This is a genomic window from Phaeobacter sp. G2 (assembly GCA_025163595.1).
Classification (GTDB): domain Bacteria; phylum Pseudomonadota; class Alphaproteobacteria; order Rhodobacterales; family Rhodobacteraceae; genus Pseudophaeobacter.
The window spans coordinates 228,493-254,978 of record CP104100.1 but is presented as its reverse complement, the minus strand read 5'-3'; the positions used below and the strand labels follow the sequence as shown (position 1 = coordinate 254,978).

Sequence of the window (26,486 nt, the reverse complement as noted above, 5' to 3'; positions counted from 1 at the left end):
CAGCCACAGGCGGCAACCGCATCGCCAGATGCTCATACAGTAAAAGCGCGGAAGGTATCTTCCGCGCTTTTTCATTTTAACAACAGCAGCTGCGATTAACTACGCACCATCGCTTCATAAGCTGCAGCGATGTCGCGCGTCATCTCACCGACTTCGAATGTGTAGGGACCGATTTCCCCAACAGGGGTGACCTCAGCCGCGGTGCCGGTCAACCAGCACTGTTCAAACCCTTCCATCTCCTCGGGCAGGATGCGACGTTCATGCACGGTGATGCCTTTTTCCTTGAGCATCGCAATCACGGTCTGACGGGTAATCCCATTGAGAAAGCAATCTGCCAGCGGCGTGTGCACTTCGCCGTCCTTCACAAAGAAGATATTGGCGCCGGTCGCCTCAGCCACATAGCCGCGATAATCCATGAACAGGGCATCCGAACAGCCTTTGGCCTCAGCCTTATGCTTGGAAATGGTGCAGATCATATAAAGACCCGCCGCCTTGGCATGCACCGGGATTGTCTCAGGGCTGGGGCGCTTGTATTCCGCAATGTCCAGTTTGGCGCCCTGCATCTTGGCATCGCCATAATAGGCCCCCCAGCCCCAGACTGCCACGGCCATGCGCACCGGATTCTGCGCCGAGGCAACACCCATGTCTTCGCCAGAGCCGCGCCAGACCAGAGCCCGCACATAGGCGTCCTGCAGCCCAGAGGCCTTGAGGGTCTCTTCTTTGGCGGCTTCGATATCATCCACCGAATAGGGCATCGGCATGTCCAGCGCCTCAGCACTGGCAATCAGCCGCTCGGAATGTTCGCGGCTTTTGAAGATCTTGCCGTTATAGGCGCGCTCACCTTCAAACACCGAAGACGCATAGTGCATCGCATGGGTCAGGACGTGCACCTTTGCATCTCGCCAGTCGACCAGCTCTCCGTCCATCCAGATAAAGCCGTCACGATCATCATATCCAGCCATGCCACAGCCTCCTCAAAGCAGTTGTATTTTCATAAGTTGCGCCAAATATGACCGAAGTGGACATATTGTTGCGCCAAAGCTGCGATTCGATACATCTTCACTCTTGGAATGTCAATATAGCTGACATAAACTGACCGGCAGGGACGCACGGCGAGCAGAGGGAACGCACCATGGCAGAAGGCAGCTCAAGCGGACGGTCAATGGGGCGATCCAGCCAGGGCTATGGCGGCGAAAGCCTGTTGTTTTTGACCGATGAACAATTGCGCCAGGGGATCGAGGCAATGTTCTTTGCCTATCGCGGCTTTACAGCCGATCCCGACCGCATTCTGGCACAGATGTCTTATGGGCGTGCCCATCACCGCGCCATTCACTTTATCAATCGCGCCCCCGGGACCACGGTAAACAACATGCTGACCATCCTGGGCGTCACCAAACAATCGCTCAACCGGGTTCTGCGCACCCTGATCAGCGATGGGTTGGTCGAAAGCCGGGTTGGGGTCACCGACAAGCGCGAACGCCATCTTCACCTCACCGAGGAAGGCAGACAGCTGGAGGCCAAGCTTTCGGATGCCCAGCGCGCCCGCATGCGCGCCGCCTATAAGGATGCCGGGCCCGAGGCCGTCCAGGGGTTCAAGAAGGTATTGGAGGCGATGATGGATGCAGATATGCGCCGGGCCTATATCAATCTGCGGGAAACCGGATCATGACCACCTTTGACTCGCACCTACTGATTGTTGACGATGACGAACGCATTCGCGGATTGCTGAAGAAATTTCTGGTGCGGGCCGGTTTTCTGGTCTCTGCGGCACGGGACGCAGCCCATGCCCGCCGGATCTTGGCCGGGCTCGATTTTGATCTGATCATCATGGATGTGATGATGCCGGGCGAGGACGGTATCTCGCTGACCAAATCCCTGCGCGAAACCATGACCACGCCAATCCTGCTGCTCACCGCTAAGGGCGAGACAGAGGACCGCATCACCGGATTTGAGGCCGGCGCGGATGACTATCTGCCCAAACCCTTTGAACCCAAGGAACTGCTGCTGCGGGTCAATGCGATCCTGCGCCGGGTGCCGGATACCTCGGCGCAGGACAGCGCCCCCAAGGTGCTGCATCTTGGCGACATCCGCTATGATATCGAACGCGGAGAGATGTGGCAGGGCAATGATCTGGTGCGGTTAACCGGCACCGAAAGCCAGCTGATGAAGATCTTTTCGGCCTGCCCCGGAGACCCCGTGAGCCGCGCCAAACTGGTCGAAGATCTGGGCCGGGACCGTGGTCAGGCACAGGAACGCGCTGTGGATGTTCAGATCACCCGGCTGCGCCGCAAGATCGAGCCGAACCCAAAACAGCCGCAATACCTGCAAACTGTCCGCGGCGCCGGCTATATGCTTGCGCCTGATTGATCAGGGACCGTCGCTCCGAAAGACTCGCCCTTTCTAACTGATCCCTTTGCTGGCACCCTGTGGGCAATGCTGCCCCTGTTGTTCACTCTGACGCTCTGGAACATGCCAAAATGACAACCGCTTTGATCACCCACGCTGATTGCCTGCGCCATGACACACCAGAGGGGCACCCCGAACAGGTGGCCCGCCTTGAACACGTCCTACACGCGCTGGAAACACTGGATCTGAAACGTGTTGCCGCGCCGATGGCGGCCGAGGATGACGTCCTGCGCATCCATCCTGTGGATCATCTGCGCGCCCTGCGCAGCGCCCGCCCAATCGAAGGCTATGCACAGATTGATGGCGATACTTTCCTGTCCCCCGGTTCACTAGACGCGGCCTTTCGCGCCGCCGGTGCTGCGGTACGCGCCGTGGATTTGGTACTGACAGGCGAGGTTCAAAACGCCTTTGCTGCTATTCGCCCACCGGGACACCATGCCGAAACCGAGACCGCCATGGGGTTTTGCCTGTTTGGGAACGCTGCACTGGCCGCCAAACATGCCCTAGATCATCACGGCCTGAAGCGAGTCGCGGTGGTGGATTTTGACGTGCATCACGGCAACGGCACCCAGGATCTATTGTGGGATGAGCCCCGCGCCCTGTTTATCACTAGCCAACAAATGCCGCTGTGGCCCGGTTCAGGGCGGGTGGATGAAGACGGCGCATACGGCCAGATTCTCAACATGCCACTGGCACCCGATTCTGCTGGCCCTGAAATGCGCGCCGCCTATGAAGGCCAGGCTTTTCCACGGCTGCGCGCCTTTAAACCAGAGCTGATAATCATTTCGGCCGGCTTTGACGCCCACCGCGATGATCCGCTGGCCAGTCTGAACTGGAGCACGACCGATTTTGCCTGGCTTACGGCTAAACTCTGCGCTCTGGCAGAGGAGCTGTGTCAGGGTCGTATCGTCTCGACTTTGGAAGGCGGATATGATCTGAACGCCCTAGCGCAGGCCACGCGCGCACATGTGGAAGAATTGATAAAGGCAGCGACATGACTGAACCCACCGCCCCCTCCGTAGAAGAGATGAGCTTTGAGCAGGCCATGCGCGAGCTGGAAACTGTGGTTGGCCAACTGGAACGTGGCGATGTGGCACTGGATGCCTCGATCGCGCTGTATGAACGGGGTGCCAAGCTCAAGAAACGCTGCGAAGATGAGTTGAAGCGCGCCGAAGAGAAGGTCGCCTCCCTGACGCTGGACGCCAGCGGCACACCGGTTGCAACCCAGGCTCTGGACGCGGGCTAACAGCATGGCTGCCTCGTTCACCGTGGCGCTGAAACAGGCGCAACAAGAGATCTCTGCCCGCTTGAGCGCGATTATTCCTGTGCAGTCCACCTTGGGACAGCCCATGCTGCATGCGGTGATGGGCGGCAAGATGCTGCGCGGATTTCTGGCGCTGGAAAGTGCGCGGCTGCACGGCGTTGATGCCGAGGCCGCCCTGGATGCGGCCGTCGCGATTGAATGCATTCACGCCTACTCCCTGGTGCATGATGATCTGCCCTGCATGGATGACGACGATCTGCGCCGTGGCCTGCCGACGGTCCATAAAAAATGGGACGAGGCAACAGCGGTGCTGACAGGCGATGCCCTGCAAACCATGGCCTTTGATCTGTTGGCCGATGCAAAATTCGGCCCCAACGCGCTAGAGCTCATCCGGCTATTGGCCCGTGCGGCTGGCCGCTCTGGCATGGTGCTGGGGCAGATGCTGGATATTGATGCAGAAACCGCCACAACCCCTTTGACCCTGGAACAGATCACCCGCCTGCAGGACCGCAAAACCGGCTGCCTGATCAACTGGTCTGCCACCGTTGGACCAGTGATTGCCGGCGACGATTCCCGCGCTCTGTGGCAATATGCAACCGCTCTTGGCCTTGCATTTCAGATTGCCGATGACATCTTGGATGTGGAAGGAGACGCTGAAAAGGTTGGCAAGGCCCTGCGCAAAGATGCCACTGCCGGCAAGGCGACCTTTGTCTCGCTCTTAGGACTGGAGCCTGCCAAACAGCGCGCTCGGGATCTGGTCGACGAGGCCTGCAGCGCCCTAGCCCCCTATGGGGTCGCCGGAGAAACCTTGAAGCAGACCGCCCGCTTCGTTATTGCGCGTGACAGCTGACACCGGGGCCCGATTGCCCTGACCGCCACAAGGAAACATCATGTCTGACCGGCCCTCTACCCCGCTTCTGGACCAGATCGCGCGCCCTGCGGATATGAAAGGGCTGAGTGATGCACAATTGGTGCAGCTGGCCCATGAGCTGCGGCAAGAGACCATTTCGGCGGTCTCAACCACTGGCGGCCATCTGGGTGCGGGGCTGGGCGTGATAGAGCTCACCGTGGCGCTGCATGCGGTGTTCAACACCCCACGGGATAAACTGATCTGGGATGTCTCGCATCAAAGCTACCCCCATAAAATTCTGACCGAACGCCGTGACCGCATCCGCACCCTGCGCACCAAGGGCGGGCTGTCGGGTTTCACCAAACGCTCCGAATCTCCCTATGATCCCTTTGGCGCTGCCCATAGCTCCACCTCGATCTCTGCGGCGCTGGGGTTCTCGGTGGCCCGCGATCTGGGCGGCGTAGTGCCCGAAGGTCTGGGCGAAGCAATTGCGGTGATCGGCGATGGCGCGATGTCGGCCGGCATGGCCTTTGAGGCGATGAACAACGCTGGTCATCTGGACAAGCGCATGATCGTCATCCTCAACGACAATGAGATGAGCATCGCACCGCCAGTTGGCGCGCTGTCCTCCTATCTGTCACGGCTTTATGCCGAAGAACCGTTTCAGGAACTGAAGGCCGTGGCCAAGGGCGCCGCATCGCTGCTGCCGGAACCCTTCCGCGAAGGCGCCAAACGCGCCAAAGACATGCTCAAAGGCATGGCCGTTGGCGGCACCATGTTTGAATCCCTCGGCTTTTCCTACATCGGCCCTATTGATGGCCACGATCTGGATCAGCTGCTGCCAGTGCTGCGCACCGTCAAGGCCCGCGCGCGCGGGCCGATCCTGATCCACGTGCTGACCAAAAAGGGCAAGGGATACGCCCCGGCTGAAACAGCCCGTGACAAGGGCCATGCCACCGCCAAATTTGACATGGTCACCGGAGAGCAGAAAAAAGCCCCCTCTAACGCGCCCTCCTACACGGGTGTCTTTGGCGATGAGCTGGTGAAACTTGCCGCCAAAGATGACAAGATCTGCGCTGTCACGGCCGCCATGCCCGATGGCACCGGCCTGTCGCTGATGGCGGAACGCTATCCGTCACGCTGTTTTGACGTGGGCATAGCCGAACAGCACGGCGTCACCTTTGCCGCCGCGCTGGCGGCCGGCGGGATGAAGCCGTTTTGTGCGATGTATTCCACCTTTTTGCAGCGTGGCTATGACCAGGTGGTGCATGACGTCGCCATCCAGCGCCTGCCCGTGCGCTTTGCCATCGACCGCGCTGGCCTGGTGGGGGCAGATGGTGCCACCCATGCTGGTTCCTTCGACATCGGTTTTATGTCCAACCTGCCCGGTATGGTGGTGATGGCCGCCGCCGACGAGGCAGAGCTGGTGCATATGGTCCATACCGCCGCCGCCCATGACGCGGGCCCCATCGCCTTTCGCTATCCCCGTGGCGAGGGCGAAGGTGTCGAGATGCCGGAAGAGCCGCAACTGCTGGAGATCGGCAAGGGCCGGATGATCCAAACGGGCAAACGCGTGGCGCTGCTCTCTTTTGGCACCCGTCTGGGCGAAACCCGCAAGGCCGCTGAGGCCCTGTCGGCCAAGGGCATCACCCCAACCATTGCCGACGCCCGTTTTGCTAAACCGCTGGACCGTGAGATGATCCTGAATCTGGTGGCCGACCACGAGGCGCTGATCACCATTGAAGAGGGCGCCGTAGGCGGCTTTGGCTCCCATGTGGCGCAGCTGCTGGCAGATGAGGGCGTATTCGACGCGGGCTTCAAATTCCGCTCCATGGTGCTGCCCGATACGTTTATCGACCAAGCCAGCCCCAAAGACATGTACGAGACCGCCGCCATGAACGCCCCGCAGATCGAAGCCAAGGTGTTGGAGGTACTAGGCGTAGCCCAGATCGGGGAAAAGCGTGCGTAAGATTGGAAAACACGAGGACAGGACTTGCCTTGATGGACAGGTTCGACCGAACCACCTCGCCTAGTCGTATCCAGACATTTTGCAGAAAAACCGATAAATAGACGCGGCCTTACCCGCGTTCAGTTTTTGTATCTGCTCCGCAATTTGATCGTCTCCCAGTAAATAGACCGGCAGTTTCTCTGGGTTTACTACTGCAAAATTCAACAGCACCGCCCGCTTGGAAAACACCGCGGAACCACACACAACGTCAAATTTTCTCGCAAATGGTTGTTGCTCCCAAAGCTGGTCCAAAACGCTGGGATGCTTCCGGTTGATCCGGGCACCGAGCCGCCCAAGTGTTCTGAAATTCAGCAGCACAAAGAACAGATGCATAATCCCCATTTGCTACAACGCTGGCGGCTCCGAAGGGGGCACAAAGCGCTCCATATCTTCTGCTGCAAGCACCGCCTGCAACCCCTCGCGGTAGCTTGGATACAGCAGCTCGACCCCCAACTCGTCTTTGATACGATTGTTGCGGACGCGCTTGTTCTCGCCGTAAAAACTGCGCGCCATTGGGGTCATGCCGGCCTCGTCAAAAGGCACCTCGGCGGGCACGGGCAGGCCCAGCAGCTCTGCCGCGTAGCCCAGAACATCCTGTGGCGGGGCCGGGTCATCATCGCAAAGGTTATAAATCCCCCCCGGGTTCGGCGCGTCAATTGAGGCCAGCAGTGCCTGCACAATGTCATCCACATGAATGCGGGAAAACACCTGCCCCGGTTTGACAATACGCCGCGCTTTGCCCGCCATCAGCTTGGCAAAGGGGCCGCGCCCGGGGCCGTAGATCCCCGCCAGACGAAAGATATGCAGCGGCAGGTCAGGGATCTGCTGCCAGTGTTGCTCTGCCAGGCTGCGCCAGGTGCCGCGTTCGCTGGTCGGCGCAACCGGTGTGGTTTCATCCACCCAACCGCCGTCCCGGTCACCATAGACCGCTGTGGTCGACAAATACCCGACCCATTCAAAATGGGCAGCCGCAGCAGCTATCTCGTCTCGCAAGTGAGCCAAAACAGGGTCGCCGCGCTCATTTGGCCCGATAGAACTGAGCACATGGGTCACCCCGGCCAAAGGAATATCCTCCCCCGGCCAGGTCAGCATGTCCACACCTGGGACCGCAACCGGCTCCCGCGCGGTGCCAATCACCCGCCAGCCGCGCGCCAGTAGCTGCGACGCCAGGTGGCGCGCCGTATATCCACATCCAAGACAAAGAAGCGTTTTTTGCATAGGCTCTATTTGGGCAGAACCACGCGAGGGTGCAAGACTTGTTTCGCCCCCTGCGCCGCTCTTTCAAACCGTCATCAGCGTTTCCTGAAGTGAGCCAGCAAAACAGTGCTAAAAAGCAGGAGAGCGGGCAGGCCTGCACACGACATATTCACCCGGCAAGAGACCGCCACGACCTGTTGCTCTGCGGAGCTTGCTCACCGTCCTCTTTGTTGGCGCAATGCCGCTTTAGCTATCTGCTCAGTCGATCTGATAGCTAGGTAATTGCGCCAGCGCGTTGCGCAGGGCGTCTCCCCAGCTTGAGGAGACCGCTTGGTAATAGGCATCGTCCACTTCGATCCGTGGCCTGGGGGTGGCGACAAAGCTGTCTTGGAAATAGACGTGCAGATCAAGGGGCAGCCCAACAGACAGATTGGCCTTTATTGTTGAATCAAACGAGACGATCAGCAGCTTAACAGCGTCTTCAAATGACATCTCGGGATCATAGGCCCGTACCAGGATTGGTTTGCCGTACTTGGCTTCGCCGATCTGGAAAAACGGATTGTCGTCCGTGATTTCAATAAAATTGCCTTCGGGGTAAATCATAAACATCGTAGGTGCCCCGCCTTTGATCTGGCCCCCTACAATCACCGAGGCTTTGAATTTTGACGATGCTTGCTGGCCCTCGGAATGGCTATCGGCAATCACCTCTCGCAATGTCGAGCCAACAAGCCGGGCGATCTCGAACATCGTCGGCAGCTCCAATATGGAGGGGCTGCGTTCCGTTGTGACCTTTGACCGTTCCTCCAGAAGGCTGATCAATGATTGAGTGGTTGCAAGGTTTCCCGATGTCATCAGCGTGATGACCCGTTCGCCAGGAACATCCCATGTGAACATTTTCCGCGTAACCGAGAAGTTATCTACGCCTGCGTTGGTGCGGGTGTCGGACATGAAAACCAAGCCCTTGTTCAATCGTAGTCCGACGCAATAGGTCATTGTTTTGGTCCAGTACGGGGTAGAGAGTTCGAAACAGTGTACCGTATCTATTGCTGAATTTGCAGCGATACAATCATCGTCTCGTCCATAGCTCCCCTGCGAATGCCCGTAATTGGCGCCGCATCCCGTGAATCAAGGCCCGTTGCGATCCTGACATATCGCTCATCCGGCGAAATACCATTGGAGACGTCAAAGCCGACCCAGCCCAGCCCCTCAATATGGGCCTCGGCCCAGGCGTGGCTGGCATCTTGATCGATCCGGTCGTCCATCATGAGATATCCACTGACATAGCGCGCAGGAATGCCTGCCACCCGCGCCGCTGCAACGAAGATCTGCGCGTGGTCCTGGCAAACGCCACCACCGGCCTTCAGCGCCTCTTCGGCGCTGGTTCCTGCAAAGGTGTTTGCTTCGCCATACGGGGCCGCTGCAAGAATTTCCTGTGACAATACGTGAAGATCGCTCAGCGTATCGCCTTTGGCCTTTATATGTTTGGCCAGCTTGCGAATGCCGCGTCCAGGTGTGGTGCGTGGTGTTGTTTGGCAAAAATGCCAAAGCGGCGCCTTTCCGTAAACTTTGCCGAAAATACCATCCGACGAATGGGTTTCGACCACGCCTGAGACCTGAACAGAGACTTCGGTCGTGCCTGCATTGGCTTGAACCAACAGCGTTTGGTTTTGATATTGATCCTGAAACTCAAGCTCCTGAACCCCGCCGGAAATCGAGACATTCCAGTCCAGAACCGTTTGATGCTTAGTGGACATCGGGGTCAGGCGCACCTGTTGCAAGCCATAAGACACCGGCGCATCGTAAGTGTATTTGGTCGTATGTGAGATTTCCAGTTTCATAGTCTCAAACGCTTATCCGATGAACCGATAGTCTGTTTCAATCTGCTGCCCGATCGCGTTGATATCGTCGATAAAGGCTGTGATGAATTGATGCAGCCCCTCGTCAAAAACCGTTGCAATCGTGTGCGCACGCAGCCTGTCGCGCTGTGCGCTGATCATGTCGTGACATGTCAGGCGGGTGCCATAATCCTTGGCGAGAAATCCGAGACTTTCTTCCAGAATTCGGCTGCAAAAGGACAGGGACCGTGGAAAGCGGGGATCCAGAATGAGGAAATCAGCGACGCTGGCGGGCGTCATGTTTTCATCATTGAGCCAGCGAAAAGACCGGTGCGCAGAAACCGAGCGTAGAATGGTTTCCCACTGCACGTTATCCAAAGCGGATCCGACAAAACTGGCTGACGGTAGCAATGTGTAATACTTCACATCAATGATCCGTGCCGTATTGTCTGCCCGTTCCAATGCGATGCCCATTTGGGTGAAATCATAAATATCATTGCGCAGCATGGTGCCGTGCATAGCACCGCGGACCAATGCGCTATGGCGGCGAATTTCTCCGAGCACGGCTGGCAGGTCCGTTTCTTTTACAGGTGACTTGAGGGTCTTTTTCAGGCCCATCCAGCCTTCATTGACCGCTTCCCAGACTTCTGTGGTCAACGCGGTTCGAACCATACGGGCGTTGGTTCGTGCTTTTTCGACAGCTGAGAGAACACTCGACGGATTGGCCGGATCTCGCAGCAGGAAATCCACCACATATGCCGCCTCGTAGGAATCATATTTTGCGTCATAATGGCTACGGGCGCCCGCCGTGGTCACAACGGATTTCCATTCTGAGGCAGGATCATTGGATCGCGTCAGCGCAATGCGGAACCCGGCTTCGACAAGGCGCGCGGTATTCTCGCAGCGTTCCAAAAAGCGAAACATCCAATAGAGGCCACCAGCGGTTTTTCCAAGCATCCTGCTAGTCCTCCAGAACCCAAGTATCTTTGGTGCCGCCACCCTGGCTGGAGTTGACCACCAGGGAACCGGCCTTCAATGCCACGCGGGTCAGACCGCCCGGGGCGATGTTGATACTGTCCGGTGACACCAGGGCAAAGGGCCGTAAATCAACGTGACGCGGCGCAAGCCCTTTTTTGGCAAAGATGGGCACTGTCGACAAAGACAAGGTCGGCTGCGCGATATAGTTGCCTGGGTTTCTGCGCAGTTTGGCAGCAAAGGATGACAGCTCTTTCTTGCTGGCTGCTGGCCCGACAAGCATCCCATAGCCGCCCGATCCGTGAACCTCTTTCACCACCAGCTCTGCCAGATGATCCAGGACATAGGCCAGCGAGTCCGCTTCTGAACACCGCCAGGTCTGGACGTTTTTCAAAATTGCCTTCTCACCAGTATAAAATTCGATGATGTCGGGCATGTAGGAATAGATCGCTTTATCGTCAGCAATGCCCGTCCCCGGCGCGTTCGCAATGGTGATGTTTCCGGCACGGTAGACATCCATGATACCCGGCACACCCAACATGGAGTCAGGGTTGAAATTCAGCGGATCAAGATAATCATCATCGACCCTGCGATACAGCACATCAATCTTCTTATAGCCCTTGGTCGTGCGCATCGCGATGTGGCCGTCCACAACCATCAGATCATGCCCTTCCACCAGCTCAACGCCCATCTGATCAGCCAGAAACGAATGCTCAAAATAGGCGGAGTTGTGAATTCCCGGCGTCAGAATGGCCACAGTGGGCTTGCCAGCGCAGCGCTCGGGCGCACAGGCGGCAAGCGAGCGCCGCAGGTTCTTGGGGTAGTCGCTCACGCGCTGAACTTTGATCTGGCTGAACAGTTCGGGAAACATATGCAGCATCGTTTCGCGATTCTCGAGCATGTAAGACACACCCGACGGTGTTCGGGCGTTGTCTTCGAGCACGTAGAAATCATCCTCACCCGTGCGCACAAGATCAGTGCCGACGATGTGGGTGTACACTTTACCCGGTGGCGTGAACCCGATCATCTGCGGCAGGAACGCTTCATTGCGCGAAATCAGTTCGGTCGGCACGATCCCCGCACGTAGAATTTCTTGTCGGTGATAGATGTCATGCAAAAAGGCATTGATTGCACCCACACGTTGCTTGATCCCTTTAGACAATTTGGTCCACTCGCGGTTTGCAATAATGCGGGGGATCAAGTCGAACGGGATCAATCTTTCTTGGGCGGCGGCTTGGCCATAGACATTAAAGGTGATGCCTGTGCGTCGGAAAAACGCCTCGGCTTCCTTTGATTTCTTTGAAAGACGCGCAGGGTCTTCGTTTGCAAACCACTTTTGGTATTCGGCGTATGGAGCGCGGACGCCATCTGAACCCAAAAGCATTTCATCAAAGTGGAGACGTTCTAAATCCATATAAACACGTTAAGGGTTTATGAAGGTTTGGCAAATGGAAGTGTTGAATTACACGCTGCGCGCCACATTAACTGCCTGTTTTTTGAGCAACATACTGCCGTAGGACGTCATAAAAGAGACGTCTGCAGCGTCTCTGCCCACACCAATGCGCGCAATTTCACTCGCTTTTGCCATGCCCGTCGGGTCAACCAAATGCCACTGACCTTCTAGATAAACCTCTGCCACAGCATGAAAATCCTGGGGCGTGACATCTGGTGCATAGGCACTCACAAATCGGGCGGGAATACCCACGGAACGCGCCATTGCGATCAAAACATGTGCATAGTCGCGACAAACGCCTGCACGAGCACCAAAACTGTCCGTTGCGGTTGTCAGACCATGGCTTGCAAAGCTGTCATATGTGAATTGATTCTCAATCCATTCGGACATTGCCACAATCAACTGGCCACCAGAGGCCGCCCCAAACAAAGCTGGGACAGAATTGGCGAAGTCTTCTGGGTGGCAATATCGTGAGGGCATAAGGAACTTTGTGACCTCGCTGGGAAGCTGGCGCAGCTCTGTGGCCGCGAGCTCAGCCAATACAGCTGTTTTTCGATCCACCATGACCTGCGTTTGATACATGCATTCAAATTCACCGGCCACGCGGAGCCACCGCCTTGTTCCGACCTGTTCTTCACCGGAAACAATACTGGTTTCAACATCGGGTGAGAGGCAAAATTGCGTGTTCTGCAAGCGCTGCTCGGTATCCTGCGCCGCCTCGATCTGCAGCAATAAATCGCAGGGGTGCTCAGATCTGTAGATGAGATGGGCCTGGATCGATAGAAGCAAGACGTATCCTTCCAAAGCAAAAACGCAAGACAAGCAGGCTCACACTTTCCGCCCTGAGTGTCGATGCATTTTCAAACAGCGGCCAGAACGCCGGCTCGGTTACCCAAACGTCCAAGCAGACATTCACCGCTTAACGGCAACTTGCTCTCTCAGGGCTCGGGCCCGTCGCTGGCTGAACATGAGGCAAAGGTTTGCTCTGGCTGTTCTTATTAGACCCAGCATATCGCCTTGGCCCCGGTCAGCCGAGCAAAGGCTGCCGCAGGGGCTCAAAGCCCGAGCAATTGCGCCTCCAGGGATTTTGCGCGGGCTGTTTTCAGCCGCCGTTTTTCAGTCTTTGCCATATCACCCACGGCGGTTTTGCGGCCAAAGGTCTGGCGCAGACGATCCATCGCCATCAGTTTGCGGGCGGTGACCTGCGCCAGCTGCATGTTAAGGTTGCGGCGCGTGTTCAAATGCCAGCCCTCCCACAACAGATCAGCCCCCAGCGCCTTCATCGGCATGTCGCTATCAGCCTCTGAACGGGCCTCACGAACCTGGGCCTCCAATTTGGTCAACTGGCCACGCAGCCGCGCCTCTTGGTCCAGGATGGGTTTGATTTTGGCGTGTTCTTTCAGATACTGCGCTTCGGTGACAGCAGCCATCTGTTTGAGCATGGCCATCTTTTGTTTCATCACAGACCTCCCTTGGCGCGTTCGCGCATCTCATCAGCAAAGCGGATCGCCGCGGCCACCGGTGCATAATATTCTTCTTCAACCTCGTCACCGATCCCGATGGTGGCGTAAAGTGCCCGCGCCGTTGGCGGATCACTGTGGATCGGAATGGCGTTTTCATTGGCGATCCGGCGAATGGTCGCCGCGACCTCATCCACACCTTTGGCCACGCAGACCGGCGCCGTACCGGCACCGCCCTCCCATTTCAGCGCTACCGCATAGTGGGTCGGGTTGACGATCACAACGCTGGCCTCTGGCACCGCAGCCATCATCTGGCCCGTGGCAATTTCCATGGCTTTTTGACGTCGCTTACCCTTCATATGGGGATCGCCTTCGGCATCCTTGTTTTCGTCCTGGATTTCCTTGCGTGACATCATGTTCTTGCGGCGGTGTTCATCGTGCTGGAAAATCGCATCCACCACCCCGATGGTGATCGAGATCAGCAAGGCAATCACCAGGAACTCCATTCCCAGCTCTGCCAGCATCTTGATCACCGAAGAAGCCCCGGTTGCCGACGAAGCGATCATCTCGGGCATCCGGTTATTGAGGTAAACCCCAAGACAGATCGAATAGATCATCAGCTTGAAGGCGCTTTTGCCAAACTCAAACAGCCCAGCGCGACCAAACTTGTTCTTGGCGTTGGAAATAATCGAAAGCCGCGACATCTTTGGTTCAAGCTTGCTGGGCGCAAAGACCAGTGCCCGTTGGCCGACGATGGACAACAGAACCAGCACAAAAGGAATGATAAACAGCGGCAGCAAAGGCCAGGCCAGTGCCGCAATCATGCCGCCAATCGGTGGCGTTCCATTGCCGGAAAACAGCTGTTTCGCCAGCCGGTCGGGCTGGTCGATAATTGACATCAACACAGTGCCAAATTCGGTCACCATACCGTGGCCAGCCGCATATAAGGCGACGACCAACCCCATATAGGCGGCGGCGACGGAAAGGTCGGTTGATTTGGCAACCTCACCTTTCTCCCGCGCTTTGCGCAGCTTGGCCTCCGTTGGCTCAAATGACTTGTCTGAATCGTCGTCGCCGCTCATTACAGGCCACCTCCGGGATCAGCAAAAAAGGTCATCATCTCGCGCATCCAGACATCCAGGATCATCGGGCTGGCAACCATCAGAATGAACAGGCCACCAAAGGTGATTACCGGCGCACCAACAAAGAACACCATCAACTGAGGCATGGCACGGTTGATCACGCCCAGCGCCAGATTGTAGATCACCGCCGTAATGAGAAAAGGCGCCGCCAGGGTGAAGGCCATGTAGAACGCGCGGGCGATCCGGTGTATGCCCCATTCGGAAAAACCAGCGGGCGCAGGGTAATCGCCGAGCGGAAAAATCTGGTAGGAATAGATCAAAAACTCCGCCACCCGGACATGCAGCCCCATCATCACTGCCAGCGCCAGGCCTGACACCAGTAACACTGCCCCCATTGCCGGCAGGGAATCGGCGCCGATATTACCCAGAACCTGCGACAGGGAGGTGCTTTGCGCTGCAATTGTGCCAGCGATCTGCAACCCCATGAGAAACAGCCGCACCGACATCCCCAACGCCAGGCCAACAATGGCCTCGCTGGTGGCTAAACCGGCAAAATGCAGCGGTGATGTCGGCTCTGGAAACAGGGGCAAGGCCGGCGCCACGACAAAGGTAAAAGCAACGGCAATCGCCAGCTTAATATTCATCGGGACATATTGTTCACCAAAGGCCGGCAGCACTGAGGTCATGGCACCAACCCGCAAGAAGACAATGGCAAAATGCCAGAAACTCGCTCCGAGAAACGCCCGCAACTCTGGAGGCAGATCCAGCAGTGTCATGCGGCAACCATTCCAACCAATGCCGGGCGGGCTTCCAGACCAATTTCCTCAAACGAGAGCACCGGATTGGTGATGCCACGGGATTTCAGAATGGTGCGCAGATAGCGACGGCGGCGGGTAGAGGTCACCACGGCGGCAAAGACGCCCTGTTCTGTCACCGTGTTCAGGCGCTCGCTCAGACCCTCTGCCAAGCGGTTGAACATATCAGGCGGCAGGGCCACATCGAGATTGCCGGCGCTGACATCCACCTGATAGGTCGAAAAGGTATCCTCCCACTCTGGCGCCAATTGGATCAGCGGGATGGTGCCATCTTCGCGCTTCATCTCGGCAACCAGCTGGAAACCGAGGCGCTGACGCACCTGTTCGCAGATTACCTCTGGCTGGGTAGAGTGGATGCGTGCCTCTGCAATGGCCTCCAGAATCAGAGGAATATTGCGGATCGACACCCGCTCTTCCAACAGCAGGCGCAGGACCGCATGCAGGGTATCCAATGGCACCTTGTCGGGCACCAGATCCTCCAGCAGCTTGCGGTTGGCTTCGGCGCGGAACGGATCCGACAGCTCGGTCATTTCATTCAGCAGGCGGCGCAGGGATTTGAAGGTCAGCAAGCGGGCAAAGTTCTGTTTGATCACTTCCAGAAGATGCGTTGCCAGGATTTCCGGCGGGGTCACGACCGTGGCCCCAGCAAGAACAGCATCCTGTTGTTGCGCCGCATTAATCCAGCGGGCAGGCGCGCCATAGACGGGCTCGGTTACGTCCGTCCCTGGGGGCAGCGCACTATGGTTGTCGGGCATCAAGGCCAGGACCATATCCGGGTGTAGCGTCCCCCGCACCTGTTCGACCCCCTGCACTTTCACCACATAGGTTCCGCGCACCAGATCCGCCTGATCTGTGAGACGGATTTCGGGCAAAATCAGGCCAAAGCTGGTGGCAATATGGGTCCGCATGTTGGCGATACGCGCGTCTAACCCGGTGCCGGCATCCAGCACCATGCTGACCAGATCCGGGGCAAACTCCAGGTGCAAATCGTCAAGATCAAGGATATCGCCCAGCGCCTTGCTCGGTGTTGGATTGGCGGTTTCCTCCATCTCGTCTTCGATTTCGGCGTCTTCTTTGGCCTTGATTTTCACCTGAATACGATAGGCCGCAAAGCCCAGAACCGCCCCCCCGATAACAAAGGGCAGGAACGGCAGGCCAGGGACCAGCGCAAACATCACCATCAGCACCGCAACCGTGGCCAGGGCCGCCGGGTGTTTGCCAAACTGATCCATCAGCGCGATATCGGTCGCGCCGGTGGCCCCACCACGGGCCAGCAACAGCGCCGCAGCAATCGAGATGATGACCGATGGAATCTGCGAAACCAGCCCATCCCCAACAGTCAGGATTGCATAGGTTTCAAAAGCCGTCGCAACTGGCATCCCGTGGACAATAACGCCCATCACCAGACCCATCACCAGGTTCAACAGCGTAATAAGCAGACCGGCAACCGCGTCCCCTTTGACAAATTTCGACGCCCCATCCAGCGAGCCAAAGAAGGTGGTTTCCTTCTGGTCGTTCTCGCGGCGCTCCTTGGCGGTGGCATGGTCAATCGCGCCTGCCGACATGTCGGCGTCAATCGCCATCTGTTTGCCCGGCATCCCGTCCAGGGCAAAACGTGCACCAACTTCGGCCATCCGGGCCGCGCCCTTGTTGATGACCATGAAGTTAACAATAAGCAGAACGCCAAAGGTCACCAGACCCAGAAACACGCTGCCGCTCATGACAAACTGAGCAAAGCCCTGGATCACATCGCCGGCCGCATCTGTGCCGGTATGACCCTGGCCGATGATCAGCTTGGTTGACGAAATGTTCAGCGACAGGCGCAGCATCAAGGAGGCCAGCAGGATCGTCGGGAAGGACGAGAAATCCAGCGGCCGCTCGATGAACAGGGTAATGGTGAAGATCAGGATCGCCAGGCCAAATGACGCGGCAAGGCCCACATCCAGTACCCAGGCTGGCATGGGCAGGATCATCATCACGATGATCGCCATCAGAGCCAGCGCCAAAAGCACTGTCGGGCTAAAAAGCTGTTGAACGGTAAATTTAGGCACGAGCATTCTCTTGTTCTGGAGCAATCAGGCTGTTGAGGACGATGTGGTCTTTGCGGACATGCCAAAGCCCCCCACACGGGGTGGAGCTTCCGGCGCAGGCCCTGCGTTCAAAAGTTTTGAAAGGTGTCCCCTTCAAGACCACGGCATATTTTGCCCCGGTCTGAGCAGCACTGGATATCGCCCCAAATTGCCGCCCCGAGGCGGCAGGGGGAGACCTGTGGTTCAAAGACCGCGACATGCGTCGATCTGAAGTTCTGATAGCTAACGGCATTCTGCCTGTCCAATCGCGGATTAATCTAAAATCCAAGGTAGTTTCAGACAGTTGACAAAGTGTTAGCAGGACAGCGAAAGGCCGCCCCAAGAGGCGGCCTTTCGCAACTTCATCAACACGTCAAAAGCGCCCCGAACTGGCCCTTATTCAGCCTGGCCCCTATTCAACAGGGGGGGCATTTGCAGAATCGACCCTATTGAGCAGGTCGAGAATATTGTCACGGGTGCCGATGCTGCTCTCGACCAGAGCCCGTGCATGGGCCAGCGGTGACAGACCTTCGGGATCCTGGCTGGTTTCGGAAATCTGGCTGGTCACCGTGGCAACCTGTCCAAAGGGCGCATCCTCAGCAGGCGCCATGGTCTCGATCGCCTCCATGTCTTCCGAGTGCCAGAAGCCACGGGCAGCCGCGTTGCTGTCTTCTCCCAGCATATACTCGCCAGAGCGCGCAAATTCACCGTTGCGCCACAGGGCAGCGGCCCGCATCCGATTGGCTTCCGATCCCTCAAGCCCCATCAATTCCACCAGCGCGTTATGGGGTTTGCCCAGCGCCAGCGCGGTTTCGGCCATCATCAGGCGACGGTCCTTGTTTTCAGGCTCCAGCGCCAGTTTCTGCAGCAAGGACTGCGCCTGTTCCGCAAACCCCAGATCCAGCAGGCGACGTGCCATCAGCTCAGCCACCGGGCCAGCTTCGGCGGCGGTCGATTGACCGGCAAACACCAGACCATACTGCAGAAAGGTCACATCATCTGCCCGTTCGGTCAGCAGTGTCATCAGCGGATCAAGCACATCAGCCCGCGCCGCTGGCCCATCACGCCGGGTGACCTGCTTCAACTTGTCAAAAGCCTGCGCGAACTCTCCGGTCAAGGCCAGGGACACCACACCGGCCTTGCGCAGAGGCCCACCCAGAGGGGTATCGCGGCTCTCCAGTTCATAGGAGGCGATCAGCTCTGGCACATCCGGAGACAGGGCTTTGCGTTCGTTATAGCTGAGCTCAATCAAATCAATCAAAGCCGTGGGCGCGCTTTCAGTACGCTCGGCGACCTCTTCGGTGAGCTTTTCTGCCACCACCTCAGTATCGCCTTCCAGTTCTGCAATTGCGGCTTCGGCCAAGTTGATCTCCGGCACAAATTCCGCCCCTGTGCGGCTGACAGAGCGCAATATAGATTCGGCAATATGAAGATCACCAGATTCAGCAAACATCGAGCTGAGACGAGGGCCAAAATTCACCCGCAGATGCACAGGCAGCTTGGCAAAGGCCTGCTGAATTGCATCGGTATTGGCCGTTTTGCGGATGTTACCATCTGCCAGCACCGACCAAAGCGCGGTTTGCCCATTGCAGCCCTGCTGCCCCGAAAACGGATGATTGATGCCGATCCCTTTGCCATCCATCAGATCTGCCATCGCCATAAGCGTTGCCTGTTGCTCGGCGTCGACCCGTTCTTCTGGCAGCATCGACAACATGCTCCGGGCTTCGGCCCCAAAGCCAAAGTATAGATAAAGCTTGGCAAGAGCCCGCACACCGGCTGGGTTTACATCATCAAATTCACGCACCAAGGCACCGCGCAACGGGCCAAGCTGATCCGCAAAGGGGCTGTCGTTGCCCCAGGTGTGAATAGCGATTCGGCGATCCGGCAGACAGTGGTCATCAATGTTGGAATCCGTGGTCGCGCGCGCAATCAAACCGGTCTCGCGGTCGATGGCCGAGGTCACAGAAATATTGTCAAGCGGGTTCAGGGGGCGATCTGCCCGCCCCAGCAGCTCCAATGGCCGACTGCCATCCGCATCCCCTGACCGTGCCACATCCAGCAAACCCTGGTTCGCTGCCCTGCCAATCTGTTGCAGCAACCGCTGCTCTGAAGCGTTCACCGCCGCAGCCCGCGCGGTTTCATCCATATTGAGCAACAAATTCATCTCGGGCAGTTCATCCAAGACTTCCGCAGTTTCTTGCGCTGCGGTCTCGTCTTCTGCCACAGGTTCCGGGGTGGCCGGTGTTTGGTTCAGACCCAGTTCCGCATCCAGTCCAGCAGCCAGAACCGCAGCACCGCGCGACCCGACCGGTTCGGGTTCAGCCAAACGAGCGGACTCGGCAATCATTTCCTTGGTCGTCTTGACAGGTTCCGGTTCGGGCTCTGGCTGTTGTCGGCTAACTTGTCCGCCGCGATCAGCACTGATGGCAGATTTCAGGTTCAACGCCATGCGGGCATCTGCGATAGCCCCCTGGGACAGGTTGAACCGGTATCCCGCAACAGCTGAAGGCACCCTGGACGGCTCTGGGGCGACAGATTCCACCGGAGAGCCAAGCGTCAAAGCGCCAAAATTGCTCTGTACCGGATTGGACGCCACCGGCGCACCGCTGCCATCTGTGATATCGACAACCAGATAGCCATCCCTTTGCAGATAGGACTGGATTTCACAGTCACAGCCCAATTCCATCCGCAGAGGCTGACCAGGGCCGCTTTGTGTCAGGCCCTGCAGACGATCGCGGGGGATCAGGTTCCAAACCCGCGAGGTGTCAAATACAGCGGTAGACGAATTAATTTTTAGGCTTGCGGTACGCCCAGATTGGTTAAGCGTCCACTGCACCCCATCCGGCAGGCGCATGACCAGGCGCGAGAAGCCATCATGCTCGCCCGAGCGGGCGATGATGGTCTCAGCCTGGGCAGAGGAGCCCGCCGCCAACGCTGTGGCGGCTATCGCAAATGCGCGCCAAATCATGCTGCGTCCTGTTTTACCGATCTAAGGGCTTCTTCCAGTTCAGAAAAACCGGGGCGAATATGCGAAGGCGTGTTCTGGCGACCAACTTCGATACAGATCGCAGCCGCATGGTTGTGAAGATTCGCAACCAGCACTTCGCGGATCAATTTGTAAAAGTGGGAGTCTTCCTCGGTGATGGTTTTGACCTTGTCAGCAAAGGGACCAACCAGACCATAGGCCAGAAAAACCCCAAGGAACGTCCCAACAAGCGCGCCACCAATCATCTTACCCAGGACCTCTGGCGGCTGGTCGATCGAGGCCATGGTTTTGATAACACCCAAAACAGCCGCAACAATCCCAAGCGCCGGAAGACCGTCTGCCATGGTTTGCAGAGCGTGGCTGGAATGCAGCGCATGGTGGTGATTGGCCTCCATGCGTTTTTCCAGAACTTCCTCGACCTGATGCGGGTCATCGTAGTTCATCGAGGCAGAGCGCATGGTGTCACAAATCAGGTTCACCGCTTCGCCATCTGCCAGGATCTTGGGGTATTTGTTGAAGACCGAGGAATTTTCAGGGTCTTCAATGTGCTGCTCCACCTCGACCGGGTTGGCCCGGGCAATACGGATCAGCGAGAACAGAAGGCAAAGGAGATCCCGATAATCATCGGATTTCCACTTGGCCCCTTTGAAGACCTTCCCGAGGTCTTTCAGGGTGTGTTTGATGCCGCCCATATCGTTACTGATCAGAAAGGCACCCACTGCGGCACCGCCAATCATCATCATCTCAAAGGGAAGCGACTTGAGAATAATCCCCATCTTGCCGCCGGCCAGTAGATACCCACCGAATACCATGACAAAAATTACCAGGATGCCTGCTATTCCGACCATAGGGTCACTCCAAATTTCATTGCTTTTTCTAAACTTAGGCGAGTCGGATTAAGAAAGCCTGAGCGCGAAGCCCAAGTTATTCCTTGGGAACTCCGCTGTTACGTCCAGCCATCACAACGCTGATTGTATAGGCTGCTTCCGGGCTCAGACCGGCCATGATACCAGCCGCAGCCTCTGGCCGCATACGTGCCAGGAAACCCGCCGCAAAATTGGGATCCATTTCTTCAAACAGTGCTGCCGATTCTTTTGGCTTCATCTGTTCATAAACAGTGGTCAGACGGTCAACATCAGCCTCTGTGGCACCATCGGCCAATGCCAATGTTGTCCGCAGCTCTTCTTCCGCCTTCTCCAAGGCCGCCAGTTTCCGGTCAATGGCCTCGTCAGCGATTCCCAAAGCCTTCATGCGGTCTTCGATTTCAGCTTCGCGCAGCTCAAGCGCCGCTTCGCGCTCCTTAAAGGCTGCCAGCATCGCCTGCAGCTCAGCAGAAGACGGCATGCCCTGGCTTTGCATCTGGCCGCCATGGGCGGGCTCTTGGTCTTCGCCGTTCTGAAGATTGGAAACTTCCCGCGCGATTGCCGGACCGGCCTCCATGCCCAGACGCACCAGCGCCGAGCCGATCAAAAGCAGCGACAACAAGAACAAGGCGCTGCTCCGGCTACGACCTGGCTTCTTTTGCTTTTTGGTCTTTGGCTGTTTTGCAGTCATCACGCCACCCGATTCTTATCGCGGTTGTGACGCACAAACATAACGCCGGCCGCTTTGTTTGGATCTTCTGCCTGTGTCTCTACTGCGGCCTCTGGGGCGGATTCGGTCTCATAGGCAACAGCCAGAGCATCGTTTTCTTCCGCATCAGGGGCGACAGCCCGGCGGGGCTGCGGGGCTGCGACATTTGCTTCCGGCATGTCATGCATCGAAGCCATCATCAGTTCCAGCCGCTGCGCCACCGATTCGGCCCGCCCGGTGAGCTGATCCAGCGCCTGGCTCGAGCCCTCAGTGATTTGCCGCGCCGAGGCAAAAGATTTATTCAAGTCATCTACTTGCGAGGAAAGTACAGCAACGGCTCCGCCGACGCCCTTTTCCAGGTCATTGAACCGTTTCAACCGGCGCGAAAGCACCAAACAGTAAAATCCGGCCCCAAGGGCCCCCGCCGCAAGCAGGATATCAGCAATAAGGTCCATCCCGTTCTCCTAGTTCAGTACGAATTCCATGATCAGCAAATCACGCACACGCCCCTGTCCGGTGGCTATGTTGATTCGCCGCAGCATCTGCGCGCGCAGCCTTGGCAGCGCCATCGGATCAGACAGATCCTCCAGCTCCAGAGCGCGAAGATAGCTATTCAGTACATCGACTACACGGGGGAGGACTTTTTCGACCTCGGCCTGGTGGAGCGCATCCACCTCTAATTGTGCGTTGAACCGCAAGTGTTTGATGCCGCTTGCTTTGCGCAGCGTAATCACAATTGGTTCCATCTCGATGAAGGCAAGCTTGGCGATATCCTCCGCCGTCTCACCACTATCTACGCCTTCTGGCGCTTCTACAGCCGCATGAGTCTCTTCGGACTCTGCGGATTTACCAAAGGGAAGAAGCCCTGACGAAACTGCAAAGAAACCGCCACCGCCGCCTGCAAGTGCAAGGACGACCCCAATGATGAGAGGCAGTTTGCTTTTTTTACCCGGTGCGTCTTCTTCCGCATTCACTACAGCGTCTGTCATGGCTTTCCCTAAAACGTCGTGCAAAGCCTTCATAACCCCTGAGGAACTAACCGAATGTTAAGGCCCCTCGGTCAAAAAGGGATCACGCCGGACAGAATGCCGGTGCGACGGAGGTTAAAGTGCAGCAGATCAAGAATGTCTGGACCGGGTTGGATACGCGTAAGCGGCTCATTGTGGTTGGCGCCACAGTAGCGGTGATTGCGAGTGTGTTTGCCATGTCCCATGTGGCGAGCAAGCCAACCATGAAATTACTCTATGCTGGGCTCGAAGCTGGCTCGGCTGGGGATGTAGTACGGTCACTGGAACAGGCCAATACACAATACGAAGTTCGCGGTGGCTCTATATATGTCCCCGCTGATCGCCGCGATGAGCTGCGCATGACACTGGCCAGCGAAGGCCTGCCTGCAAATGGCGGTCGTGGCTACGAGCTGCTCGATTCGCTAACCGGGTTTGGCACAACATCGCAGATGTTTGATGCGGCCTACTGGCGCGCCAAAGAAGGAGAGCTCGCCCGAACCATCGTTGCCAGCCCCCATATCAGCCAGGCCCGCGTCCATATTGCCAATACTGGCGCCAATCCTTTTCAACGCACTGTGGATCCAACAGCCTCCGTATCCGTCGTGCCTCTGGGATCCCCGATTACCCCAGCCCAGGCCAATGCGATTCGCTTTTTGGTTGCGTCCGCCGTCACCGGACTGGCGGTGGATAATGTTGCTGTGATTGATGCCAATGGGTCTTTGATCGGATCTCCTGAAGCCGCGGCTGCTGCCGGTGCTGGAACCGATGATCGCTCACAATCGATTCGGGATCGGGTCATGCGCCTGGTTGAGGCCCGCGTGGGTCACGGCAATGCCGTGGTCGAGGTCAGCGTCGATACCGTCACCGACACCGAATCGATCCGCGAAAAGCATGTTGATCCCGCCAGCCGTGTCGCCATCAGTACAGATGTCGAAGAACGTGCCGATGTGTCCAGCAACCAATCCGGCGAGGTCACCGTGGCCTCGAATATCCCGGATGGGGATGCCGCTTCGGGCCAGGGGTCAAAGAACAACACCACTGCAACGCGTGAGCGAGTGAACTATGAAATCTCCGAGACCGAAAAGGAAATCATCCGCGGCCCAGGTGCAATCAAACGCCTGACCGTTGCGGTCCTGATCAATGGTCAGACGATAACCAATGACGCGGGCGAATCTGTGTTTGAACCGCGCCCCGAAGAAGAGCTGGGCGCCCTGCGCGAGCTGATCTCGGCGGCGATCGGGTTTGACGAGGCCCGCGGCGATGTCATTACCCTCAAGTCGATGGATCTGCCCAGCATCGAACCCCAGGGCACCGAGGCCACCTCCTCCTTTATGGACAACGTCTACTTTGACGCCATGGGGCTTATTCAGATGGCAGCCCTTGCCATTGTGACCCTGATTCTCGGTCTCTTTGTGGTCCGGCCAATTCTGGCAGGAAAAAGCGAGGGCGTTCAAGCGCTTGGCGCCCCGAGTATGGATCCAATGGGGGGGCTGCCTGACCTGCCCGCCATGGGTACAGCACCTGGTATGGGGGACTTTATGATGAACCCGGACCTTGGCTCCAATATTGCCCTGGATGGTGAAATTCAGGATGGCGGCGGCCAGTTCGGCGGTATGGGAGACATGGGCGGCATGGGCGACATGGGTGGCCTGCCAGCCCTCGGAGGTGGCGGCGAGAACCCGGTTGATCGCCTGCGTGAAATGATTGGCGAACGCCAAGAAGAAACTGTCCAGATCCTGCGCGGATGGCTGGAAGAAAATGAGGAACGGGTCTGATGGGAATTACCCACCTACTAGAAGATTTTGGTCCTGCAACCTTCGTTCAACAAACGGATTTCCCGGAACTCTCGGAAGAGCTGATCGAGGAAGAACGGGCTGTGTCTTATGAAAAGGGCTACAGCGCCGGTTGGGACGATGCGGTGACGGCCAAGGATAAAGAGACAGCACATATTTCAGCCACTTTGACGAGTTCGCTGGAGGATCTGAACTTCACCTACAAAGAAGCGCAGGCACAGCTGATCGAATCGCTGGACCCTATGTTCAAGGTCCTGACCAGTGCGGTGCTGCCCGATACCATGGCGGCGACCTTTGGCCACCATATCGTCGATCAAATGACCGACATGGCCAAGATGCACACGGATCAACCGATGAGCATCTTTGTGTCGCCCGGGGAAGGGACTGCTGTGCGCTCCCTGCTACCCGATTCTTTTGCCACTCCGGTTCAGGTCCAGGAAGACGAAAACCTGGCACCGGGGCAGGCCTATCTGCGGGCCGGAACTTCGGAACGCGAAATTAACAGTTCGGGGCTGGTTGAATCCATTCAGGACTCAATAGAAGCCTTCACCTACCACGTTAGAGAGGACAGCCAGTATGGATGACGCCGACGATCTCAAGAAGCAGGCCACCGACGCCAGCAACCCATTTGTTTCTGTTCCCGTCGAGGTGGTGGTTTCAGTTGGCAAGGCCCGCCCCCTGGTCCGCGACCTCGTGGGTCTGTGTGAGAACTCAATTCTGGCGCTGGATAAACGCGTCGAGGATCCCGTTGACCTATATGTCGGGGACCGTTTGGTCGCCCGGGGTCAGCTCGAAGAAATGGAAGGCGATCAGGCTGGTCAATTGGCGGTTCGCCTGACCGAGATCGCCGATTTGCAAAACGGCCTGGGATGACACGCACAGCCCTAGTCCTCACACTTGTTGTCACCTGCGCAGCCCTGATGCTGCCGCAGGCGGCAATGGCGCAGGAGCTGAGCCTGTCGCTCGCCGAGGGGCAATCTATCTCGGCCCGTTCGATCCAGCTTATCCTGTTGATCACCGTGCTCAGCCTGGCCCCTGGTCTGCTGATCATGATCACCTGTTTCCCATTCCTGGTGACGGTTCTGTCGATCCTTCGCCAGGGTCTGGGCCTGCAGCAGGCGCCACCCAATATGATGATGATCAGCCTGGCGCTGTTTCTCACCTATTTTGTCATGGAGCCCGTCTTTACCGAGGCCTGGCAGGTCGGCATCAGTCCTCTGATCGAAGAACAGATCGACATTGAAACCGGCCTGATGCGGGGGCTGGAACCCTTTCGTGCCTTTATGGCCAATCGTCTGGATCCCGATACCTTCTATGCGATTTCCGATCTGCGCCCAGACATGGAAGCCATGAATCCCAGCCCGGAGGCGCCGCTTTCCGTGCTGATCCCCAGCTTTCTGCTGTCTGAAATTGCCCGCGCTTTTCAGATTGGCTTTCTGGTCTTTCTGCCCTTCCTGGTGATCGACCTTGTGGTGGCTGCGGTGCTGATGTCGATGGGGATGATGATGGTGCCACCGGCGGTGGTCTCGCTGCCGTTCAAACTGGCGTTCTTTGTGGTCGCCGACGGCTGGAGCCTGATCGCAACTGCCCTGGTGCGCAGCTATTATCCCTAGCCATTAAAATAAGACATAAATCCCACAGGGTGCCTCCAGCATTCTGCGCTTACAGCCCCGGCCCCAGTGCCGGGGCTGTTGTCCTGTGTGCGCTGGTCTTT

Annotated in this window: 27 protein-coding genes; 10 read left to right on the top strand and 17 right to left on the bottom strand. The window is 57.4% G+C overall.

Annotated elements, in window-relative coordinates; genetic code table 11:
* Positions 1 to 95: 95 nt before the first annotated feature.
* Positions 96 to 962 carry a branched-chain amino acid aminotransferase gene (locus N1037_01245; GenBank protein ID UWS79673.1) on the bottom strand — a complete coding sequence of 289 codons (867 nt, stop codon included), beginning with the start codon at positions 960 to 962 and terminating at the stop codon, positions 96 to 98.
* 170 nt (positions 963 to 1,132) lie between these two features.
* Here N1037_01245 and N1037_01240 point away from each other — a divergent pair, with 170 nt between their 5' ends.
* The 6 genes from N1037_01240 to dxs all read left to right on the top strand — a co-directional run bounded on the left by N1037_01240 (position 1,133) and on the right by dxs (position 6,489).
* A complete protein-coding gene (locus N1037_01240) occupies positions 1,133 to 1,669 on the top strand; it encodes a MarR family transcriptional regulator (protein ID UWS79672.1) in 537 nt (178 codons plus the stop codon).
* Positions 1,666 to 2,367: a response regulator gene (locus tag N1037_01235; protein ID UWS79671.1), complete on the top strand. Its 702-nt coding sequence runs from the start codon at positions 1,666 to 1,668 to the stop codon at positions 2,365 to 2,367. The genes N1037_01240 and N1037_01235 overlap by 4 nt, the downstream gene beginning before the upstream one ends.
* Positions 2,368 to 2,477: 110 nt before the next feature.
* The gene (locus N1037_01230) at positions 2,478 to 3,404 is read left to right on the top strand and encodes a histone deacetylase family protein (protein ID UWS79670.1); all 927 of its coding nucleotides are present in this window, start codon (positions 2,478 to 2,480) and stop codon (positions 3,402 to 3,404) included.
* Positions 3,401 to 3,652, top strand: a complete 252-nt coding sequence (locus tag N1037_01225) for an exodeoxyribonuclease VII small subunit (GenBank protein ID UWS79669.1) — start codon at positions 3,401 to 3,403, stop codon at positions 3,650 to 3,652. The genes N1037_01230 and N1037_01225 overlap by 4 nt, the downstream gene beginning before the upstream one ends.
* A gap of 4 nt (positions 3,653 to 3,656) precedes the next feature.
* Positions 3,657 to 4,520, top strand: coding sequence for a polyprenyl synthetase family protein (locus tag N1037_01220; protein UWS79668.1), 864 nt, complete (start codon positions 3,657 to 3,659; stop codon positions 4,518 to 4,520).
* A gap of 40 nt (positions 4,521 to 4,560) precedes the next feature.
* Positions 4,561 to 6,489, top strand: a complete 1,929-nt coding sequence (gene dxs / locus N1037_01215; GenBank protein ID UWS79667.1) for a 1-deoxy-D-xylulose-5-phosphate synthase — start codon at positions 4,561 to 4,563, stop codon at positions 6,487 to 6,489.
* A gap of 60 nt (positions 6,490 to 6,549) precedes the next feature.
* Here the strand turns inward: dxs and N1037_01210 are convergent, their stop codons facing one another.
* From N1037_01210 to N1037_01135, 16 genes are all read right to left on the bottom strand, one after another.
* Positions 6,550 to 6,861: a hypothetical protein gene (locus N1037_01210; GenBank protein UWS79666.1), complete on the bottom strand. Its 312-nt coding sequence runs from the start codon at positions 6,859 to 6,861 to the stop codon at positions 6,550 to 6,552.
* 12 nt (positions 6,862 to 6,873) lie between these two features.
* Positions 6,874 to 7,746 carry an SDR family oxidoreductase gene (locus N1037_01205; GenBank protein ID UWS79665.1) on the bottom strand — a complete coding sequence of 291 codons (873 nt, stop codon included), beginning with the start codon at positions 7,744 to 7,746 and terminating at the stop codon, positions 6,874 to 6,876.
* Positions 7,747 to 7,983: 237 nt separating this feature from the next.
* Entirely contained in the window at positions 7,984 to 8,718 is a 735-nt protein-coding gene (locus N1037_01200) for a proteasome-type protease (protein UWS79664.1), read from the bottom strand.
* Positions 8,719 to 8,765: 47 nt separating this feature from the next.
* Positions 8,766 to 9,563 carry a transglutaminase family protein gene (locus N1037_01195; protein UWS79663.1) on the bottom strand — a complete coding sequence of 266 codons (798 nt, stop codon included), beginning with the start codon at positions 9,561 to 9,563 and terminating at the stop codon, positions 8,766 to 8,768.
* Between the two features lie 12 nt (positions 9,564 to 9,575).
* Entirely contained in the window at positions 9,576 to 10,517 is a 942-nt protein-coding gene (locus tag N1037_01190) for an alpha-E domain-containing protein (GenBank protein ID UWS79662.1), read from the bottom strand.
* A gap of 4 nt (positions 10,518 to 10,521) precedes the next feature.
* The gene (locus N1037_01185; GenBank protein UWS79661.1) at positions 10,522 to 11,949 is read right to left on the bottom strand and encodes a circularly permuted type 2 ATP-grasp protein; all 1,428 of its coding nucleotides are present in this window, start codon (positions 11,947 to 11,949) and stop codon (positions 10,522 to 10,524) included.
* Positions 11,950 to 11,997: 48 nt separating this feature from the next.
* Entirely contained in the window at positions 11,998 to 12,777 is a 780-nt protein-coding gene (locus N1037_01180; GenBank protein ID UWS79660.1) for a transglutaminase family protein, read from the bottom strand.
* A gap of 266 nt (positions 12,778 to 13,043) precedes the next feature.
* A complete protein-coding gene (locus N1037_01175) occupies positions 13,044 to 13,448 on the bottom strand; it encodes a hypothetical protein (GenBank protein ID UWS79659.1) in 405 nt (134 codons plus the stop codon).
* Entirely contained in the window at positions 13,448 to 14,530 is a 1,083-nt protein-coding gene (locus tag N1037_01170; protein ID UWS79658.1) for a flagellar type III secretion system protein FlhB, read from the bottom strand. Before N1037_01170 ends, N1037_01175 begins: the two co-directional genes overlap by 1 nt.
* The gene (locus tag N1037_01165) at positions 14,530 to 15,306 is read right to left on the bottom strand and encodes a flagellar biosynthetic protein FliR (protein ID UWS79657.1); all 777 of its coding nucleotides are present in this window, start codon (positions 15,304 to 15,306) and stop codon (positions 14,530 to 14,532) included. The genes N1037_01170 and N1037_01165 overlap by 1 nt, the downstream gene beginning before the upstream one ends.
* Positions 15,303 to 17,396 (bottom strand): flagellar biosynthesis protein FlhA, encoded by a 2,094-nt coding sequence (gene flhA, locus N1037_01160; protein ID UWS79656.1) that lies wholly within the window; start codon positions 17,394 to 17,396, stop codon positions 15,303 to 15,305. The genes N1037_01165 and flhA overlap by 4 nt, the downstream gene beginning before the upstream one ends.
* A gap of 430 nt (positions 17,397 to 17,826) precedes the next feature.
* On the bottom strand, positions 17,827 to 20,382 hold the full coding sequence (locus N1037_01155) for a hypothetical protein (protein ID UWS79655.1): 2,556 nt from the start codon (positions 20,380 to 20,382) through the stop codon (positions 17,827 to 17,829).
* Positions 20,379 to 21,248 (bottom strand): flagellar motor stator protein MotA, encoded by an 870-nt coding sequence (motA, locus tag N1037_01150; GenBank protein ID UWS79654.1) that lies wholly within the window; start codon positions 21,246 to 21,248, stop codon positions 20,379 to 20,381. The genes N1037_01155 and motA overlap by 4 nt, the downstream gene beginning before the upstream one ends.
* A 76-nt stretch (positions 21,249 to 21,324) precedes the next feature.
* Positions 21,325 to 21,954 (bottom strand): hypothetical protein, encoded by a 630-nt coding sequence (locus N1037_01145; GenBank protein ID UWS79653.1) that lies wholly within the window; start codon positions 21,952 to 21,954, stop codon positions 21,325 to 21,327.
* Positions 21,954 to 22,427, bottom strand: coding sequence for a hypothetical protein (locus N1037_01140; GenBank protein ID UWS79652.1), 474 nt, complete (start codon positions 22,425 to 22,427; stop codon positions 21,954 to 21,956). Before N1037_01140 ends, N1037_01145 begins: the two co-directional genes overlap by 1 nt.
* Before the next feature lie 9 nt (positions 22,428 to 22,436).
* Entirely contained in the window at positions 22,437 to 22,961 is a 525-nt protein-coding gene (locus N1037_01135) for a flagellar basal body-associated FliL family protein (protein UWS79651.1), read from the bottom strand.
* 119 nt (positions 22,962 to 23,080) lie between these two features.
* Between N1037_01135 and fliF the strand changes: the two genes are divergently transcribed.
* Genes fliF through fliP form a run of 4 tightly spaced genes read left to right on the top strand, consistent with a single transcriptional unit; the run spans position 23,081 to position 26,385 of the window.
* The gene (fliF, locus tag N1037_01130; protein UWS79650.1) at positions 23,081 to 24,754 is read left to right on the top strand and encodes a flagellar basal-body MS-ring/collar protein FliF; all 1,674 of its coding nucleotides are present in this window, start codon (positions 23,081 to 23,083) and stop codon (positions 24,752 to 24,754) included.
* Positions 24,754 to 25,356 (top strand): ABC transporter ATP-binding protein, encoded by a 603-nt coding sequence (locus N1037_01125; protein ID UWS79649.1) that lies wholly within the window; start codon positions 24,754 to 24,756, stop codon positions 25,354 to 25,356. The genes fliF and N1037_01125 overlap by 1 nt, the downstream gene beginning before the upstream one ends.
* Positions 25,349 to 25,645 carry a FliM/FliN family flagellar motor C-terminal domain-containing protein gene (locus N1037_01120; protein ID UWS79648.1) on the top strand — a complete coding sequence of 99 codons (297 nt, stop codon included), beginning with the start codon at positions 25,349 to 25,351 and terminating at the stop codon, positions 25,643 to 25,645. Before N1037_01125 ends, N1037_01120 begins: the two co-directional genes overlap by 8 nt.
* A complete protein-coding gene (gene fliP, locus N1037_01115) occupies positions 25,642 to 26,385 on the top strand; it encodes a flagellar type III secretion system pore protein FliP (GenBank protein UWS79647.1) in 744 nt (247 codons plus the stop codon). Before N1037_01120 ends, fliP begins: the two co-directional genes overlap by 4 nt.
* Positions 26,386 to 26,486 lie beyond the last annotated feature (101 nt).

What these genes read in the sequence shown, in the direction of transcription:
- N1037_01155 (UWS79655.1), bottom strand. Translation starts at nt 20,382, where the DNA reads ATGATTTGGCGCGCATTTGCGATAGCCGCCACAGCGTTGGCGGCGGGC.
- N1037_01185 (UWS79661.1), bottom strand. Translation starts at nt 11,949, where the DNA reads ATGGATTTAGAACGTCTCCACTTTGATGAAATGCTTTTGGGTTCAGAT.
- N1037_01220 (UWS79668.1), top strand. Translation starts at nt 3,657, where the DNA reads ATGGCTGCCTCGTTCACCGTGGCGCTGAAACAGGCGCAACAAGAGATC.
- dxs (UWS79667.1), top strand. Translation starts at nt 4,561, where the DNA reads ATGTCTGACCGGCCCTCTACCCCGCTTCTGGACCAGATCGCGCGCCCT.
- N1037_01205 (UWS79665.1), bottom strand. Translation starts at nt 7,746, where the DNA reads ATGCAAAAAACGCTTCTTTGTCTTGGATGTGGATATACGGCGCGCCAC.
- N1037_01225 (UWS79669.1), top strand. Translation starts at nt 3,401, where the DNA reads ATGACTGAACCCACCGCCCCCTCCGTAGAAGAGATGAGCTTTGAGCAG.
- N1037_01145 (UWS79653.1), bottom strand. Translation starts at nt 21,954, where the DNA reads ATGACTGCAAAACAGCCAAAGACCAAAAAGCAAAAGAAGCCAGGTCGT.
- N1037_01170 (UWS79658.1), bottom strand. Translation starts at nt 14,530, where the DNA reads ATGAGCGGCGACGACGATTCAGACAAGTCATTTGAGCCAACGGAGGCC.
- N1037_01200 (UWS79664.1), bottom strand. Translation starts at nt 8,718, where the DNA reads ATGACCTATTGCGTCGGACTACGATTGAACAAGGGCTTGGTTTTCATG.
- N1037_01210 (UWS79666.1), bottom strand. Translation starts at nt 6,861, where the DNA reads ATGCATCTGTTCTTTGTGCTGCTGAATTTCAGAACACTTGGGCGGCTC.
- N1037_01175 (UWS79659.1), bottom strand. Translation starts at nt 13,448, where the DNA reads ATGAAACAAAAGATGGCCATGCTCAAACAGATGGCTGCTGTCACCGAA.
- N1037_01240 (UWS79672.1), top strand. Translation starts at nt 1,133, where the DNA reads ATGGCAGAAGGCAGCTCAAGCGGACGGTCAATGGGGCGATCCAGCCAG.
- N1037_01125 (UWS79649.1), top strand. Translation starts at nt 24,754, where the DNA reads ATGGGAATTACCCACCTACTAGAAGATTTTGGTCCTGCAACCTTCGTT.
- N1037_01245 (UWS79673.1), bottom strand. Translation starts at nt 962, where the DNA reads ATGGCTGGATATGATGATCGTGACGGCTTTATCTGGATGGACGGAGAG.
- N1037_01195 (UWS79663.1), bottom strand. Translation starts at nt 9,563, where the DNA reads ATGAAACTGGAAATCTCACATACGACCAAATACACTTACGATGCGCCG.
- N1037_01235 (UWS79671.1), top strand. Translation starts at nt 1,666, where the DNA reads ATGACCACCTTTGACTCGCACCTACTGATTGTTGACGATGACGAACGC.
- motA (UWS79654.1), bottom strand. Translation starts at nt 21,248, where the DNA reads ATGGTCGGAATAGCAGGCATCCTGGTAATTTTTGTCATGGTATTCGGT.
- fliP (UWS79647.1), top strand. Translation starts at nt 25,642, where the DNA reads ATGACACGCACAGCCCTAGTCCTCACACTTGTTGTCACCTGCGCAGCC.
- N1037_01135 (UWS79651.1), bottom strand. Translation starts at nt 22,961, where the DNA reads ATGACAGACGCTGTAGTGAATGCGGAAGAAGACGCACCGGGTAAAAAA.
- N1037_01140 (UWS79652.1), bottom strand. Translation starts at nt 22,427, where the DNA reads ATGGACCTTATTGCTGATATCCTGCTTGCGGCGGGGGCCCTTGGGGCC.
- N1037_01120 (UWS79648.1), top strand. Translation starts at nt 25,349, where the DNA reads ATGGATGACGCCGACGATCTCAAGAAGCAGGCCACCGACGCCAGCAAC.
- N1037_01230 (UWS79670.1), top strand. Translation starts at nt 2,478, where the DNA reads ATGACAACCGCTTTGATCACCCACGCTGATTGCCTGCGCCATGACACA.
- N1037_01190 (UWS79662.1), bottom strand. Translation starts at nt 10,517, where the DNA reads ATGCTTGGAAAAACCGCTGGTGGCCTCTATTGGATGTTTCGCTTTTTG.
- N1037_01165 (UWS79657.1), bottom strand. Translation starts at nt 15,306, where the DNA reads ATGACACTGCTGGATCTGCCTCCAGAGTTGCGGGCGTTTCTCGGAGCG.